The sequence below is a fragment of the Cumulibacter manganitolerans genome, from assembly GCF_009602465.1.
Classification (GTDB): Bacteria; Actinomycetota; Actinomycetes; order Mycobacteriales; family Antricoccaceae; genus Cumulibacter; species Cumulibacter manganitolerans.
This window is the reverse complement of the sequence record NZ_WBKP01000013.1, coordinates 67,670-83,074: the sequence shown is the minus strand read 5'-3', so window position 1 is coordinate 83,074 and position 15,405 is coordinate 67,670. Positions and strand designations below refer to the sequence as shown.

General features: G+C 72.0%; 11 protein-coding genes and 1 pseudogene. 4 read left to right on the top strand and 8 right to left on the bottom strand.

The window, feature by feature from the left end:
- The coding region (locus F8A92_RS19200) for a heterodisulfide reductase-related iron-sulfur binding cluster (RefSeq protein WP_267130037.1) at window positions 1-3,629 on the bottom strand (3,629 nt) is incomplete at its 3' end.
- A gap of 103 nt (window positions 3,630-3,732) precedes the next feature.
- On the opposite strand from F8A92_RS19200, the gene F8A92_RS07275 reads away from it, so the two are divergent.
- Complete coding sequence (locus F8A92_RS07275) at window positions 3,733-4,386, top strand: class I SAM-dependent methyltransferase (RefSeq protein ID WP_153504496.1); 654 nt, start codon at window positions 3,733-3,735, stop codon at window positions 4,384-4,386.
- Window positions 4,387-4,511: 125 nt separating this feature from the next.
- Window positions 4,512-5,384 (top strand): alpha/beta fold hydrolase, encoded by an 873-nt coding sequence (locus F8A92_RS07270; RefSeq protein ID WP_153504495.1) that lies wholly within the window; start codon window positions 4,512-4,514, stop codon window positions 5,382-5,384.
- Between the two features lie 12 nt (window positions 5,385-5,396).
- On the opposite strand, the pseudogene F8A92_RS07265 reads toward F8A92_RS07270, so the two are convergent.
- Window positions 5,397-6,386 (bottom strand): annotated as a pseudogene (locus tag F8A92_RS07265) (RNA polymerase subunit sigma-70); the annotation flags it as partial.
- Window positions 6,387-6,416: 30 nt separating this feature from the next.
- Window positions 6,417-6,836, bottom strand: coding sequence for a VOC family protein (locus F8A92_RS07260; RefSeq protein WP_153504493.1), 420 nt, complete (start codon window positions 6,834-6,836; stop codon window positions 6,417-6,419).
- 137 nt (window positions 6,837-6,973) lie between these two features.
- Between F8A92_RS07260 and map the strand changes: the two genes are divergently transcribed.
- Together map and F8A92_RS07250 are read left to right on the top strand one after the other, a co-directional pair.
- Entirely contained in the window at window positions 6,974-7,756 is a 783-nt protein-coding gene (gene map, locus F8A92_RS07255) for a type I methionyl aminopeptidase (protein ID WP_228389277.1), read from the top strand.
- 68 nt (window positions 7,757-7,824) lie between these two features.
- Window positions 7,825-9,051 carry an MFS transporter gene (locus tag F8A92_RS07250; protein WP_194291397.1) on the top strand — a complete coding sequence of 409 codons (1,227 nt, stop codon included), beginning with the start codon at window positions 7,825-7,827 and terminating at the stop codon, window positions 9,049-9,051.
- Here the strand turns inward: F8A92_RS07250 and F8A92_RS07245 are convergent.
- The 5 genes from F8A92_RS07245 to F8A92_RS07225 all read right to left on the bottom strand — a co-directional run bounded on the left by F8A92_RS07245 (window position 9,024) and on the right by F8A92_RS07225 (window position 15,405).
- Window positions 9,024-10,004 carry a UDP-glucuronic acid decarboxylase family protein gene (locus F8A92_RS07245; protein ID WP_153504491.1) on the bottom strand — a complete coding sequence of 327 codons (981 nt, stop codon included), beginning with the start codon at window positions 10,002-10,004 and terminating at the stop codon, window positions 9,024-9,026. The genes F8A92_RS07250 and F8A92_RS07245 overlap by 28 nt on opposite strands.
- On the bottom strand, window positions 10,001-11,005 hold the full coding sequence (locus F8A92_RS07240; RefSeq protein ID WP_153504490.1) for a glycosyltransferase family 9 protein: 1,005 nt from the start codon (window positions 11,003-11,005) through the stop codon (window positions 10,001-10,003). Before F8A92_RS07240 ends, F8A92_RS07245 begins: the two co-directional genes overlap by 4 nt.
- Complete coding sequence (gene rfaE2 / locus F8A92_RS19265; protein WP_153504489.1) at window positions 10,995-12,413, bottom strand: D-glycero-beta-D-manno-heptose 1-phosphate adenylyltransferase; 1,419 nt, start codon at window positions 12,411-12,413, stop codon at window positions 10,995-10,997. Before rfaE2 ends, F8A92_RS07240 begins: the two co-directional genes overlap by 11 nt.
- A complete protein-coding gene (locus F8A92_RS07230) occupies window positions 12,410-14,278 on the bottom strand; it encodes a glycosyltransferase (protein ID WP_228389276.1) in 1,869 nt (622 codons plus the stop codon). The genes rfaE2 and F8A92_RS07230 overlap by 4 nt, the downstream gene beginning before the upstream one ends.
- Before the next feature lie 170 nt (window positions 14,279-14,448).
- On the bottom strand, window positions 14,449-15,405 hold the full coding sequence (locus tag F8A92_RS07225; protein ID WP_153504487.1) for a glycosyltransferase: 957 nt from the start codon (window positions 15,403-15,405) through the stop codon (window positions 14,449-14,451).

Genomic DNA, 15,405 nt, shown 5'->3' with positions numbered 1-15,405 from the left:
GGCTGCGCCGGCGCCTCGGGCTCCGCCACGGCCGTCGGCTGGTCCGCCGTCGGGCCGGCTTCGGCAACCGGCTCTGGCGCGGGCGCCTCCGCCGTGGGGGCCTCGGCTGCCGGCGCCTCGACCGGTGCCTCCGACGCGGCGGCCGGCGGCGACGAGACCTCCGCCGGAGCGGCTGCCTCGGTGGCCGGCGCGGCGGCGGGTGCCGGGGTCTTGCGCTGGTACTTCGACAGATCCGAGTTGCCGTAGCTGCCCTTGACGTTCGACCTCGGCAGCGACGGTGCGACGGCAGCGGCCGGGGCCGGCTGCTCCGAGGGGGCCGGCGCGGTGGACGTCGCCGGTTCCGCGGCCGCCGGTTCGGCCTCGACCGAGACGGCGTCGGCAGGTGCGGTAGCCACGGCGTCGGCGGGTGCGGTCGCCACGGCGTCGGCAGGTGCGGCCTCGGCCGTGGTCTCCGTGCCGGCAGCCGGTACGGCGGCGGCGGGCTGCGCTACCCCGGCAGCGGCCGGCGCGGCGCCGGTCGCCTTCTTGGAGTACTTGGACAACCCGGAGTTGACGTACGAGCCCTTGTTGCCCGAGGCCTTCGGGGCCGGCGCCGCGGCCGGAGCGGGCGCCGCGGTAGCGGTGTCCGCCGGAGGCTGCGCGGCGGCCGGTGCCGCTTCGGTCGCCGGTGCTGCTTCGGTCGCCGGTGCCGGGGCCGCCTCGGCGGCCGGGGCCGGCTGAGCGGTCCCGTCGCCGGTGGCCTCGCTCGCCTTCTTGGAGTACTTCGCCAGGTTGCTGCCGCCGGACCCGTACGAGCCCTTGGCCGCACCGGACCCGTACGAGCCCTTGGTGCCCGACCCGTAGGAGCCCTTCGGGGTGGCGGTGGTCTCCTCTGCGGCCGCGGTGGCGGTGCCGCTCTCGGCGGCCTTCTCCTCGGCAGCGATCTCGGCGGCGTCGCCATCCGGCTGCGACTTCGCGCCCTCCTCGCCGGCCTTGCCGCTCGAGGAGTACGACGACGCCTTGCCGCCGCTGGAGTAGCCGCCGGCCTTGCCGCCGCTGGAGTAGCCGCCGGTCTTACCGCCGCTGGAGTAGCCGCCGGTCTTGCCACCGCTGGAGTACCCACCGGTCTTGCCACCGCTGGAGTACCCACCGGTCTTGCCGCCGCTGGAGTACCCGCCGGACTTCGGCGCCTCGGCGGCCGGTTCGGCCTTGGGCGGAGCCTCGGGGGCCGCGACTGTGGCGGTCGCTGTGGCCGCAGCACCCCCGGCTCCGGTGGTTGCGGCGCCGCCGGCGCCGTCCGTGGTGCTGCCGACCGAGGTGGCCACCGGCTCCGCGACCGGCGCCGGGGCGTTCGCGCTCGCCGTGCGCACGGCGTCGGCGAACCGCACCGACGACTCCTGCACGCCGGTCACCGCGACCGCGCCGACCGGGGCGAGCTCGCGCTTCTGCGCGCCCTTCATCGAGCGCTGCATGATCTGCGCGACGTCGAGGACCTCGACCTCCTCGCGGACCTCGCCGGCCTGCTTCTTCGCGGTGACGGCGTCGGTGAGCATGGTGATGCAGAACGGGCAGGCGGTCGAGACGATGTCAGGGTCGAGCGACATGGCCTCGTCGACGCGCTCGACGTTGATGCGCTTGCCGATGCGCTCTTCCATCCACATCCGGGCACCGCCCGCGCCGCAGCAGAAGCCGCGGTCCTTGCAGCGGTGCATCTCCTCGGTCTTGATGCCCGGGACGCCGGCCAGCACCTCGCGCGGCGGGGTGTAGACCTTGTTGTGCCGGCCGAGGTAGCACGGGTCGTGGTAGGTGACCTTGCTGTCGATCGGGGTGACCGGGGTCAGCCGGCCGTTCTCGACCAGGTGTCCGAGCAGCTGCGTGTGGTGCACGACCTCGTAGGTGCCGCCGAGCTGGGGATACTCGTTCGCGAGCGAGTTGAAGCAGTGCGGACAGGTCGCGACGATCTTGCGGGTGCCTTCCGCGCGGTTCTCGAAGACGCCGTTGAGCACCTCCACGTTCTGCTGCGCGAGGCCCTGGAAGACCATCTCGTTGCCGAGGCGGCGAGCCGGGTCGCCGGTGCAGGTCTCACCGGAGCCCAGCACACCGAACGACACGCCGGCGAGGTCGAGCAGCTCGGCGACGGCCTTGGTGACCTTCTTCGAGCGGTCCTCGAGGGCGCCGGCGCAGCCGACCCAGAACAGGTACTCGACGTCGTCGGGGATCTCGCCCTCGATCTTGCGGACCTCGAAGTCCAGCCCGGTCATCCAGTCGTCGCGGGCGGACGCCGCCATTCCCCACGGGTTGCCCTTGTTCTCGAGGTTCTTGAGCATGACACCGGCCTCGGACGGGAAGGCCGACTCGATCAAGACCTGGTAGCGGCGCATGTCGATGATGTGGTCGACGTGCTCGATGTCCACCGGGCACTGCTCGACGCACGCGCCACAGGTCGTGCACGACCACAGCACGTCGGGGTCGATCACGCCGTTCTCCTCGGCGGTGCCGATCAGCGGGCGCTCGTGCGCCGCCATCGCCAGGACGTCCAGCCCCTCGAGCGCGTTGGGGTTGCCGACCTCCTCGCCCATGCCGTCGCGGCGTCCGCCGGCCAGCAGGTACGGCGCCTCGGCGTGCATCTGGTCGCGCAGGCCCATGATGAGCAGCTTCGGCGACAGCGGCTTGCCGGTGTTCCACGCGGGGCACTGCGACTGGCAGCGACCGCACTCGGTGCAGGTCGAGAAGTCCAGCAGGCCCTTCCAGGTGAACTGCTCGATCTGCGAGACGCCGAACAGGTCCTTCTCCGGATCGGCCTCCTCGAGGTCGAGGACCTGGCCACCGCTCATCATCGGCTTGGCCGGGCCGAGCGCGGTGCGGCCGTCGGCGTTGCGCTTGAAGAAGATGTTGAAGAAGGCCCACAGGCGGTGCCAGCCGATACCCATCGTCGGCACCCGGGACAGCGTGAAGAAGAACGACCAGGAGATCATGATCTTGACGAACGCGACCAGCGCGATCAGCACCCCGGCGGTAGACCAGTTGACCCCGAGGGCCTGCCACAGGCTGCCGAGCGCGTGCGACAGCGGCGCCGCCCACACGGGCAGGTACTCCTCGCCGGCCGCCTCGGTCCGCACGACCTTGAAGGAGCGGATCAGCAGGATGCACAGGCCGATCATGAAGACCACGAACTCGACGAAGTACGCCTGCCAGAACGTCGATCCCGAGAAGCGCGACTTGCGCGCAGGGTCCCGCGGGTGGTTCATCTGCCGGACGACGATCAGCGCGACGATGCCGACGACGGTGGCCACCGACAGCAGCTCGGCGATGATGCCGTACACCGACCAGTGACCGATCAGCGGCAGCTCGAAATCGGGGTCGAGCGCCTCGCCGTACGCCTCGACCAGAGTGAGGAACAGACCGAAGAAGCCGAAGAAGGTCAGCCAGTGCGCGAACCCGACGAAGTTCCACTTGAGCATGCGCGTGTGGCCGAGGGTTTCCTTGACCATAGTCTTGGTCCGGTCGCCCTTGTCCAGGCTTCGGGTGCCATCGGGCTGGCCGGCCTTGAAGATCTTCCAGACGCTGCGCGCCTTGCCCACGAACAGCGCGATTGCGGTGATCGTGAACGCCACGGCGACAACGAACAGGATCCAGTTAAAGACGGTCATCACAGTCCTCTCGGGTTCCGGTCGAGAATACTCTGGGTGAAGTGCCAGTGAGTGCGCCGTACGCGCGATTCGGTGGCCTGCTCGCCGTCGCTAGGCTCGCCCCATGACGAACGGGCTCGAGTACTCCGGCAGCTACTTCGAGTTCTCGCGGCCCGAGGCGGGCGTGAAGAACAAGGTCGACACCTTCCGCGACGCGCTCATCCGCAAGCAGGTGCTGCGCCGGGTGCCCGGCGGGAAGCTCCTGGACGTCGGGTGCGGCATCGGCGGGTTCCTGGAGGCGATGGACGGCGAGTTCGACCTGTGGGGCCTGGACATCTCGGACTACGCGGTGCAACGAACCCGCGATCGGCTGCCGTCGGCGACGCTCGGCACCGGCTCGCTGTCCGACGGCATCCCGTGGGAGACCACCTTCGACGTGGTCACCGCGATCAACATCTTCGAGCATCTCGACGAGCCGCTCGCCGCGGCGCACGTCGTACGCCGCCACCTGCGCCCCGGCGGCCTGCTCGTCGCGCACCTGCCGACGATCGGCAATGCGCTGCAGGCGCGGCTGTACCGCGGCTCCTACGACCAGGACCCCACGCACGTGTACCGGCCGAGCGCGCCGGCGTTCGTCCGGCTGGTCGAGTCGGCCGGGTTCCAGGCGGTCTGGTCGGCGTACGCCCCGTTCGTCGGGCGGCCGCTGACCAACGTGCCGGCGCACCCGGCGTTCCTGGCGATCTTCGAGGCGCAGCCCACGCCCACGCGCGACTGGTAGGCGCGTGGGTCCATCCGGCCGGCGCGCGGTCCGGACCGGCGGCGTCGCGACGGTGCACCGGAAGTTCGCCGCGTCGTCACGATCCGAGGGTGGCGCGCACGGGAGGCGGCACCTACGTTTGAGCGATGAAGCCTGACCTGCACCTCTCTGCCAACGGCATCGACTTCGCGTGCCTGGAACGCGGCACCGGGCCGCTGGCCCTGGTGCTGCACGGATTCCCGGACACGCCGGTGTCGTTCATCCCGCTGCTCGAGGCGCTCGCGGACGCCGGGTACCGGGCGGTGGCGCCGTGGCTGCGCGGGTATGCGCCCACCTCCGTCCCGGCCGACGACGACTACTCGCTCGAGACGCTGGCCGACGACGTGTCGGCGTTGCGCGCCGAGCTCGGCGGCGGCCCGGACTCGGTGATCGTCGGCCACGACTGGGGTGCCTCGGTCGCGTACGCCGCCGCCCGCCGCCGCGGCGAGTGGGCGAAGGCGGTCGTGATGAGCGTGCCCCCGCCGCCCTACCTGGGACAGCTGCTGATGACGCCCGCGCAGCTCAAGCGCTCCTACTACATGTGGGTGTTCCAGCTCGCCATCGCCGAGAAGGTCGTCACCTCCCACGACTACGCCTTCGTCGAGACGCTGTGGCGCGAGTGGTCGCCGGGGTTCGACCCCACCTCCGCGCTGGCCGAGGTACGCCGGGCGCTCGGCAGCGACGCGAACGTCCGCGCCGCGGTCGGCTACTACCGCGCGGCGTTCGCCGGGATGCGGCTCGGCGCGGCCGCCCCCGCGGTCTCGCCGGTGCCGCCGCAGCGGCCCGAGCAGCCGGTGCTGTACCTGCACGGCGTGAACGACGGCTGCATCGCGATCGACCAGGACATGCTCGACCGGATCGGGGGCGCCCTCGGCCCCGGCTCGGCCGCGGAGTGGGTCGAGGACGCCGGTCACTTCGTGGTCAACGAGCACCCCGAGGCGGTCAGCAAGCGGATCGTCGAGTTCCTCGGCAGCGTCTAGCGGCGCGGGCCCTCAGCCGAGCGCGAGCGGCAGGCCGGCGAGGCGGAAGTGGTGCGGCTCGAACCAGCCCACGACATCGACGACCACGCCGTCGCGCACCTCGAGGGTCTGGAACTGGAAGGCCTCCCACTGGTCGCCCTTGCGCAGGTACATCCCGACGGCCGGCTGGCCGTTGGCGCGCGTGGTGAGGTAGCGCAGGTCGCCGGCCTGCTGGGCCGGGCAGTGCGTGAAGGACAGCACGGCGGCGTCGTGGTTGCCGATGTAGAAGCGGTCGAACGGCGGCATCTGCCAGTGCACGTCCTCGCTCATCGAGGCCACGATGGCATCGAAGTCGTGGCGCTCGAACGCGGACACGAACGCCCGCACCGCGTCCTCCTCGTCGCGGCGGACGTCGTCGGAAGGGACCGCCGTTCCGGTCGCCGGGCGCGCCGCGGACAGCCCGTCGCCGATCGCCGCCCGGCACCGCTGCAGCGTCGAGTTCACCGACGCGGTGGTGGTGCCCAGGGTGTCCGCGGTCTCGGCGGCGCTGAAGCCCATGACCTCTCGCAGCAGCAGCACCGCCCGCTGGTTCGGCGTCAACGCCTGCAGCGCGCACGCCCACGCCAGCGTGACGTTCTCTCGGGCGAGCACCTGCTCCTCGGGGGTGGGCGTGGCGTCCTGCCACATCATCGCGTCGGGCAGCGGCTCGAGCCACGGCTGCTCCGGCCGCGGGTTGATCGGCGCCGACGGGTCGCCCGCGGACCCGCTGAGGTCCGAGGGCAGCAGCCGCCGCTGGGCCGACCCGAGGGCGCTGAGGCAGCAGTTCGTCGCGATGCGGTACATCCACGTCTTCACCGACGACCGGCCGTCGAACTGGTGGAAGGCGCGCCACGCGCGCAGGTAGGTCTCCTGCACCTGGTCCTCGGCGTCGACGGCCGATCCCATCATGCGGTAGCAGTGCGCCAGCAGGCCGGTGCGCAGCGGAAGCGTCTCGCGTTCGAAGTCCTGGTGTTCCATCGAGGCTCGTCTCGTCGCAGGGTCCGGTCGGGCGAGCTAGCCGAATGCACCGGCCGCGGCCGCCTTCTGGGGGTCCATCCACATGATCTCCCAGATATGACCGTCCAGGTCAGCGTACGACCGGCCGTACATCCAGTCGCCGTTCTCCTCGTGGCGCACCTGGATCCCGCCGCCGGCCACCGCCTTGTCGACCAGAGCGTCCACCTCGTCGCGGTCGCCCGCGGACAGGCAGGTGAGCACCTCGACCTGGTCGGGCGCCGCCGTCCGCTGCTCGTGGAAGGTGCCGAAGAGCTCACGGCTCAGCAGCATCGCGTACATGTTCGGGCCGAGCTCCATCGCGAGCGCGGTCCCGTCCTGGCACATCTGCTCGTCGAAGCTGTACCCCAGGCCGGTGAAGAACTCGCGGCTGCGCGCGACGTCGGCGACGGGCAGGTTGACGAAGATCATCTGGTGCATGGCGGGCTCCTCTGCTGCGGGCGACGTCCGGTACGCCGGCCTCACTGGTGCAGACCGGGCACCGGCCGCGAACTCATCGGCCGCCCGGGGTACGCGGCGCGCGGCACGGCGATGCGCGATGATGGACGCTTCCGACGATGAAAGAAGCAGCGATGATCGAGATCCTGTCGCCCCGTGAGATCGAGGCGATGAAGCCGGCCGGCGAGTTCGTGGCGCACGTGCTCAGCACCCTCCGCGAGGAGGTCCGGGTCGGCGACAACCTGCTCGACATCGACGCCCGCGCTCACGAGATGATCCGCGAGCGCGGCGCGGAGTCGTGCTACCTCGACTACGCCCCGTCGTTCGGCCGGGGACCGTTCGGCTACGTCATCTGCACCTCGGTCAACGACGCCGTCCTGCACGGCAAGCCGCGCAGCTACCGGCTGCGGGACGGCGACCTGCTGAGCCTGGACTTCGCGGTGTCCGTCGACGGCTGGGTGTGCGACTCGGCGATCAGCTTCAACGTCGGTACCGACCGGCCGGAGGACCAGCGGATGATCGAGACCGCCACCCGGGCGCTGGAGGCCGGGATCGCGCAGGCCCGGGCCGGCAACCGGGTCGGCGACATCGCGCACGCCATCGGCGCGATCATGCGCGGCGGGGGCTACGGGTTCAACACCGACTTCGGCGGCCACGGGGTCGGCAGCACGATGCACGGCGACCCGCACATCCCCAACGACGGTCCCGCCGGTCGCGGCATGAAGCTCAAGCCGGGCCTGGTCATCGCGATCGAGCCCTGGCTGATGGCGTCGACCGACGAGCTGGTCGTCGACGAGGACGGGTGGACGCTGCGGGCGGCCGACGGCTCGCGCACCGCGCACGTCGAGCACACCGTCGCCATCACCGAGGACGACCCGTACGTGATGACCGCCCGCACGTAGCGCCGACGCCGGACGCGGCGTCGCGGCAATGCTTAACATCGCTAAGTAGTTGCTGCACAATGAGGACCATGACGAGGACCCGCGACACCGGCCTCAGCGCCGAGCTGAACCGCGCCGTCGTCGTCCTGTGCATTACCGAGCTGGTGGCCTGGGGCGTGCTGTTCTACGCGATGCCGGTCGCGGCCGACCCGATGAGCGCCGACACCGGATGGAGCCGCTCGTCGATCTACGGCGCGTTCTCCTTCGGGCTGGTGACCAGCGCCTTCATCGGCATCCCTCTGGGCTGGGTGCTCGAGCGGCACGGACCGCGCTACGTGATGGTCGGGGGAGCGCTCGGCACCATCCCGGGGATCCTGCTCGTCGCGACGGCGCACTCCTACCTGCAGCTCGTCGCCGGCTGGCTGGTCCTCGGGCTGGCGATGCCGACGCTGTTCTACCAGGCCGCCTTCACCGCCTGCTCGGGCTGGCTCGGCGAGCGGCGGGTCCGGGGACTCACGGCCGTCACCCTCGCCGGCGGCGTCGCCAGCACGGTGTTCGCGCCGCTGACCAGCGCGCTGCTCGGCGTCTTCCACTGGCGCACCACCTGGCTGATCCTCGGTGCGATCCTGGTCGTCGTCCTGGTCCCGCTGCAGTGGTTCTTCCTCACGCCATCGTGGACGCCGGTGGTGAAGTCCGGGGGCACCGTGAGCGTCTCCTCCATCGTCCGCTCGGCGCGCTTCATCGGGCTCTCGGCGTCCATCACGACGTTCACGCTGTGCGGGTTCGCGGTGGGGCTGACCATCGTGTCGCTGATGGTGGAGCGCGGGTTCAGCCACAGCTTCGGTGCCACCGTCCTCGGCGTGATCGGGATCGGCCAGCTGCTCGGGCGGCTGGGCTTCGGCAGGTTCGGCTCGCCCAGCAGGCGCATGCTGCGCAACCTCACCATCGTCGCCGCGCTCGTCCTTTCGACCCTGCTGTTCGTCGTCGTGCCGGGCCCCGTGTGGCTGATGATCCCGCTGGCCATCCTGCTCGGCGCGTCGCGCGGCGCCGGCACCCTGATGCACGCCACGATGGTCGTCGACACGTGGGGACCCGAGCGGTACGGCGCGCTGGTGGGCGTCTTCACCATGCCGATCACCATCTCGCAGGCGATCGCGCCCTGGCTGGGCGCGGCCGGCGCGAGCGTCCTGGGCAGCTTCTCGGCGATGAACGCCGTCGCCGCCGCCCTGGCGGCGTGCGCGGGCGTCGGGATCTACCTGTCCACCCGGCAGCGGTCGTCCTCGACCGCTCAGGTGCTCGACCCCGCCCGGTCGTAGACGGTGTCGGACGCCGGCACGATGCTGGCCAGCATGCGGCGCAGACCCTCCTCCCAGGCGATCCGCGGCTCCCAGCCCAGCAGATCCCGCGCCTGCGCGATGTCCGGGCACCGGACCGTGGGATCGTCCGCCGGGCGCTCGATGAACTCGATCCGCGACGGCGACCCGACCGCCTCGATCACGTCCTGCGCCAGCTGCAGCACGGTCAGCTCGCGGGGATTGCCGAGGTTGACCGGTCCCGGCGCGTCGCTCGCCGCCAGCATCAGGATCCCGCGGACCAGATCGTCGACGTACGTGACGGACCGGGTCTGCGAGCCGTCGCCGCTGACCGTGAGCGGCTCACCGGCGAGCGCCTGGCGGACGAACGTCGGTACCGCGCGGCCGTCCGAAGGACGCATGGCCGGCCCGTAGGTGTTGAAGATGCGGCAGATCCCGGTGCGCACCCCGTGGGTGCGGTGGTAGGCCATGGTGAGCGCCTCGGCGTAGCGCTTCGACTCGTCGTACATCGAGCGGGGGCCGACCGGGTTGACATTGCCCCAGTACGTCTCCGGCTGCGGGTGCTCCAGCGGGTCGCCGTACACCTCGGACGTCGAGGCGAGCACGAAACGGGCGTCCATCGCCCGGGCCAGCTCGAGCATCCGTTCGGTGCCCGTCGCGCCCACGCGCATGGTCTCCAGGGGGAGCCGCTGGTAATCCACGGGTGAGGCGAGGGAAGCCAGATGCAGCACCAGATCGACCGGCTCGGCGACGTGCAGCTCCTCGGTGACGTCCGCCCGCAGCAGCACGAAGTCGGGGTCGGAGCGGAGGTGGGCGACGTTCGCCAGGGTTCCCGACAGCAGGTTGTCGACGGCGGTGACCCGGACTCCCTCCTCGCGCAGCGCCGTGCACAGATGGCTGCCGATGAATCCGGCGCCTCCGGTGACGAGCGCATGCTCGAAGCCGGCCGCCGTCATGCCACGTCACCGGGCGGCGGGACGACGTGTGCCTCGCCCATGAGCAGCTGCGCGGTCACGGCGGCCGCGACCTCCTCGACGTCGAGCCGGGCCAGCAGCGGGTCGCACTCGGTGCCGTGCGGATCACCCGGCGGGGAGTCCTCGGTACCGTGCCACAGGACGGTGTGCCTGTCGAGGTCGATGATCGGGCCCCACAGGGACGGGGAGACCGGGCCGTAGAGCACGACGGACCGGACGCCGTACGCGGTCGCGAGATGCGCGATTCCGGTATCGGCGGACACGACGACGGCGGCGTCGCGCACGAGATCGGCCAGCTCGGGCAGCGAGGTGCGACCGGCCACGCTCGTTACGCCGGGCAGCCCCCTGGCGACGGAGTCGGCGAGCTCCGCCTCGGCCGCCGATCCGGTGACCACCACGCGCCGGCCCTCGTCGCTCAGTCGGCGGGCGAGCTCGCGCCAGCGGCTTGCCGGCCACCGGCGGGCGGCCGCCGCGGCACCCGGATGCAGCACGACGACGGCCGCGGGTCCCGGATCCGCGGGCAGCCGGAGCCGGAGGTCGCGCGGCCCACAGCTGCCGCCGTTCTCGTTGACCAGCCGGCACCACCGGTGCACCTCGTGCTCCTCGGGGCGCCACTCGATTCCCTCGTGCCCGGATGCCGGGCAGCCGAACGCGATCAGCTCGCGGGGGTTGCCGGCCGCGAGGACGCGGTGGCTCTGCGGGCCTCGGCCGTGCAGGTTGATCGCCAGGTGGCCCCCCGGCAGCTGCGGGAGCGGGTCCAGCCCGGTGGTCGGCAGCACCCGGTCCACCAGCCCCTTCGAGGCCAGCCACTGGCCGGTCGAGGCCGGCGCGGCGAGGACGATCCGCTGGTGCGGCCAGCCGTGCCGGATCCCTCGAAGAGCCGCGACGGACGTGAGTGCGTCGCCGAGCCCGATGGCGCGCAGCACGAGGATGTCGTCGGGCCCGATCGTGGCGGGGTCGTGGATCAGCACCTCATCGTCCATGGCTCATCCTCTGCAGGAGGGCCGTGGTCGAGCGGCCGTCGAGATACGGCAGCACCGCGACGCGGCCGCCCCACGCGCGGATGTCCGGCGCCTCGGTCAGCCCGGATTCCTGATAGTCGCCGCCCTTCACCCATACGTCCGGTCGGATGAGGCCGAGCAGCGCGCGGGGATCGTCCTCGTCGAACTCGACGACCGCGTCAACGCACGCCAGCGCCGACAGCACGCGTGCCCGGTCGGCCGCCGTGTTGACAGGCCGTCCCGGCCCCTTGAGCCGGGTGACGGACGAGTCGGAGTTCAGCAGCACGATGAGGGAGTCGCCGAGCGCGCGGGCCGACTCGAGGCACTCGATGTGCCCGGCGTGCAGCAGGTCGAAGCAGCCCCCGGTCGCCACCACGGATCCGCCTCGCGCTCGCACCCGCTCCAGGACCAGCCGTACGTCGACGGGCAGCCGGTCGCCGCCACCCGAGGCCGGACGGCGCGGTGCCGTCGCGTCGTCCTGCCGGGTTCGTGACTGACGAAAGCCCGCTGCGCCCCCAGCGGCCACCCATGCGGTGGCCGCACCGACGGCTTCGCGGACCGCCGTCTCGACGTCGCACCCGCCGGCAAGTGCCAGCGCGGCCGTCGAGGAGAACCGGTCACCCGCTCCGCACGAGTCACGTCCGCCGGCCGCCCGCGACTCGCACGCGACGGCGGTCGGCCGCGCGTCGTCCTGCGACAGGTAGGCGCCCTCGCGTCCCGCGGTGACCGCGACGGCCTTGGCGCGCAGGGCCGAGCGCAGCCCGCTCGCGAGCAGGTCCGGTGGCTGGTCGGACCTCAGCAGGGCACCGGCCTCGCTCAGGTTGGGCGTCACCAACGCGCAGCCGGGGATCGGGCGTCCGCCGCGGGGATGCGGGTCCCACACGATCGTGCCGCCGGCCGCGGCGTGCGCGGTCAGCACGGAGCGCACCGTCGAATCGCGGGTCACCCCGCCGCCGTAGTCGGCGACCAGCACCGCGTCGGCCCCGTCGAGCAGCTCTCGCAGCTGCCGGCCGTCGACGTCGAGCGGCGTTCCGGGCCCGCCCTCGTCGACCCGCAGGAGGGTCTGGTCGGCGCTGCGGACGCGGGTCTTGCGCCGCGTGGGTCCCTCGTGACCGAGCGGAACGACGTGCACCTCACCGAGGGCGGACACCAGCCGTCGGCCGTCGTCGTCGTCGGCCACCGGGGCGATCAGGGTGACGGTGGCCGACGCGCCGCCGCGGCTGCCGGCCTGCGCGCACAGCAGCGCGGTGAGGCCGGCGCCGCCGGGGCTGGCGTGGATCTCGTGGACGTCGACCACCGGGACCGGCGCGTCGGGGCACAGCCGGGTCGACTCGCCCTCGATGTCGCGATCCAGCAGCGCGTCCCCCAGCACCACGATCCGGCGCGTCATGGGGCCACCCGCGCCGCGTCCCGGCGAGTCTCGTTGCCGCGGAGAGCGGCGATCGGCGCGGTGGCCGGGGCGGACGCCGGGGGAGCCTCCGGCGGCACGAGCCGGCTGTCCAACGCGGCGCAGAGGGCGTGCACGATCAGCAGATGCACCTCCTGGATGACGGAGGTGTCCGAGGAATCGACCGAGACCGTCTCGTCGGCGAGGCACGACAACGGGTTCGGGGCGCGGCCGGTGATCGCCCAGACCCGCAGGCCTCGCTCGCGCGCCCGCTCGGCGGCGCGCAGCACGTTGGTGCTGGAGCCGCTGGTGGACAGCGCGACGAGGACGTCCCCCGAGCGGCCGTGGGCCTCGACCTGCCGGGCGAACATCTCGTCGATCCCGTAGTCGTTGACGATCGCCGTCAGACTCGACGTCTCGGCGGACAGGCACAGCGCCGACAGCGGCATGCGCTCGTCCTTGAACCGACCGACGAGCTCTGCCGTGAGGTGCTGGGCCTCGGCCGCGCTGCCGCCGTTGCCGACCGCGAGCAGCCGGCCCTCGGAGGACAGCAGGTCGGCGAGCATCGCCGCCCACCCGTCGATGGTGGCCGAGCTGGTCTCGTGGAGGGTGCGGATCGCGGCGCTGAGCTCCGCGGCGTGCCGGATCATCCGCCGCCGGGTACCGGCGCGACCGTCGGGGTGGGTCGTCGCGTGCCGGGCGATCACCGCCGCGTAGGCCTGCTCGGTCAGCCTGGCCACCTGGCTCCACCCGAAGAGCCGTTCGACCCGGTCCCGGCCGGCGGCGCCCATCCGTTGTGCCAGCTGCGTGTCGGCGACGAGCCGGCGGATCGCCGAGGCGGTCGCGTCGGCGTCGTGAGGGGCCACGAGCAGCCCGGTGGTCCCGGCATCGATGCTGTCCAGCAGGCCGCCGACCGCGCTGCCGACGACGGGGCGGCCGCAGGCCATCGCCTCGAGCGGGACCATGCCGAACGGCTCGTACCACGGAACGCACGCCACGACGTCGGCGTTCGCGTACTCGCGGACGGTCTTCTCGTGGTCGACCCGTCCGATCAGCCGGGCGCGGTCGGTGATGCCGTGCCGGTCGATCCGCTCCTGCAGGCGGCGGGCCTCGGGGTCGTCGCGGAGCTCGGCCGGCGGCGGTCCGCCGGCGATCACCAGCTCGACGTCCGGCAGGGAGGCGACGGCGTCGATCACGACGTCCACGCCCTTGCGCTCGACCATCCGGCCGAGGGCGAGCACCCGTGGACGAGCACCGCTCGGCCGCGTTCGCGGCGACGGCGTGAAGCAGGATAGATCGACACCGCACGGGATCACGCTGATCCGGCCCGCATCCGCGCCGAGGGCGAGCAGCTCGTTGCGCTCGTCGCGGCAGGTCGCGATGATCAGGTCCACCCGCTCGGCGAGGTCGCGTTCGACGGCAAGGCGGTCCGGCGGGCTCGTGTCGGCTCCGCCCTGGTGGCGGCGCTTGACGGCGCCCAGCGCGTGGAACGTCTGCACGACAGGGATGGGAATCGTCTCGGTGGCGCGCATCGCCGCTATGCCTGACATCCAGAAATGCGCGTGCACCAGATCCGGGCGGCCGTCCTCGGTCCAGCGGGCGGCGAGCCAGCGGCCGAACTCGCCCATGTACGGCTCGAGCTCGTCCTTCGGCAACGGCCGCGCAGGGCCTGCGGGCACGTGCACGACCTCCGCACCGCCCGGCATCCGCGCCGTCAACGGAAGATCGGGATCGTCGCGGCGGGTATAAACCGTCACTTCATGCCCGTTACGGCACAGTTCCTGCGAAAGCGCTGCTACATAGACGTTCTGGCCACCGGCGTCGACTCCGCCCAGAGCAGCCAGCGGGCTTGCGTGCTCTGAAATCATGGCGATCTTCATAGAACGCTCGATCCCCGGAGGAATGGCGTTTCGCGCTGCGTGCGAAGCGCGAGCCGCGTTCCGTCCGATGTCTGAAGGAAGAGCAGCCGCCGCGGTCTCGACCGGCTTTGGTACGTCCTCGAACGTACCAGCGTTTCTCCCGCGATGGCATCGCTTCGTCAGGTGATCCGGTTGAGCAGGCAGTTCCATCGGTCGTGGAACTGCGGGAGGCTGTAGTGCTCCAGAACGTGCTTGCGCGCATGCGCGCCGGCGGCCCGCGCGGCAGCAGGGTCGTCGAGCCAGTGCCGCGCGCGAGTGCGTATCTCGGCCATGCTGTTGCTGAGCAAACCCGCCTCCGGCGGCACCGCCCGCGGCCCCTCCGTCGTGGACAGCCCGAGGACGGGCAGCCCCAGCGCCATGGCCTCGAGCAGCGCCAGACCCAGGCTCGTCCAGCGGTACGGGTGGAAGTACATCCGGTGATGGGCCAGCTGCTGATGCATGCGGCTCTGCGGAAGGTCGTCGTGCAGCCGGGCGACCGGGAATGCCGCATGCCCGGTGAGCTCGGACATGCCCATGCCGTACACGTGGACCGGCAGGTGCCTCGCCAGGTCGATCATCAGGTCGGCGCCGACCAGCCGGCCGCGCCGCACCGGGTGGTTGACCACCACGGCGGCGCTCGGATCGGCGCCGGTGTAGCGGTCGCCGGGATCGGCCACGCCGTGCTCGATGACGGTGGTGGGGGCCGTCCCGTTGTCCCACATCACGTGGTTGAAGTGGGTCACGTGAACCAGGGTGATGTCGTCGCGATCCGCCACCGGGTGCCGGGTCGCGCTCGCAGTCTCACGGGGGGTGTCGTGCTCGACGTAGACGGCCGGCAGCTCCGTGCCGGGGCGCCGACCGGTCCAGCGGTGCGCGAGCTCGATCTCGTGCGGGCGCTGCAGCACGACGAGGTCGATGTCGGCGTCGCGCAGGTCATCCGGCGTGATCTCCTGGGCGGTCTGCGGCCAGCTCCAGGTCCGCGCGCGTCCCTGCCCGTCCGGTCCGCGATCGGGCAGGACGGGCAGCAGCACCTCGTGGCCGCCGGAGACGAACGAGGTCGTCCAGGATCCGTGTACGTGCCACATGAGGATTCGCAT

Excerpts from the sequence above, each read along its gene's own strand:
- F8A92_RS07275 (WP_153504496.1), top strand. The coding sequence starts at position 3,733 with ATGACGAACGGGCTCGAGTACTCCGGCAGCTACTTCGAGTTCTCGCGG.
- F8A92_RS07270 (WP_153504495.1), top strand. The coding sequence starts at position 4,512 with ATGAAGCCTGACCTGCACCTCTCTGCCAACGGCATCGACTTCGCGTGC.
- F8A92_RS07260 (WP_153504493.1), bottom strand. The coding sequence starts at position 6,836 with ATGCACCAGATGATCTTCGTCAACCTGCCCGTCGCCGACGTCGCGCGC.
- map (WP_228389277.1), top strand. The coding sequence starts at position 6,974 with ATGAAAGAAGCAGCGATGATCGAGATCCTGTCGCCCCGTGAGATCGAG.
- F8A92_RS07250 (WP_194291397.1), top strand. The coding sequence starts at position 7,825 with ATGACGAGGACCCGCGACACCGGCCTCAGCGCCGAGCTGAACCGCGCC.
- F8A92_RS07245 (WP_153504491.1), bottom strand. The coding sequence starts at position 10,004 with ATGACGGCGGCCGGCTTCGAGCATGCGCTCGTCACCGGAGGCGCCGGA.
- F8A92_RS07240 (WP_153504490.1), bottom strand. The coding sequence starts at position 11,005 with ATGGACGATGAGGTGCTGATCCACGACCCCGCCACGATCGGGCCCGAC.
- rfaE2 (WP_153504489.1), bottom strand. The coding sequence starts at position 12,413 with ATGACGCGCCGGATCGTGGTGCTGGGGGACGCGCTGCTGGATCGCGAC.
- F8A92_RS07230 (WP_228389276.1), bottom strand. The coding sequence starts at position 14,278 with ATGATTTCAGAGCACGCAAGCCCGCTGGCTGCTCTGGGCGGAGTCGAC.
- F8A92_RS07225 (WP_153504487.1), bottom strand. The coding sequence starts at position 15,405 with ATGCGAATCCTCATGTGGCACGTACACGGATCCTGGACGACCTCGTTC.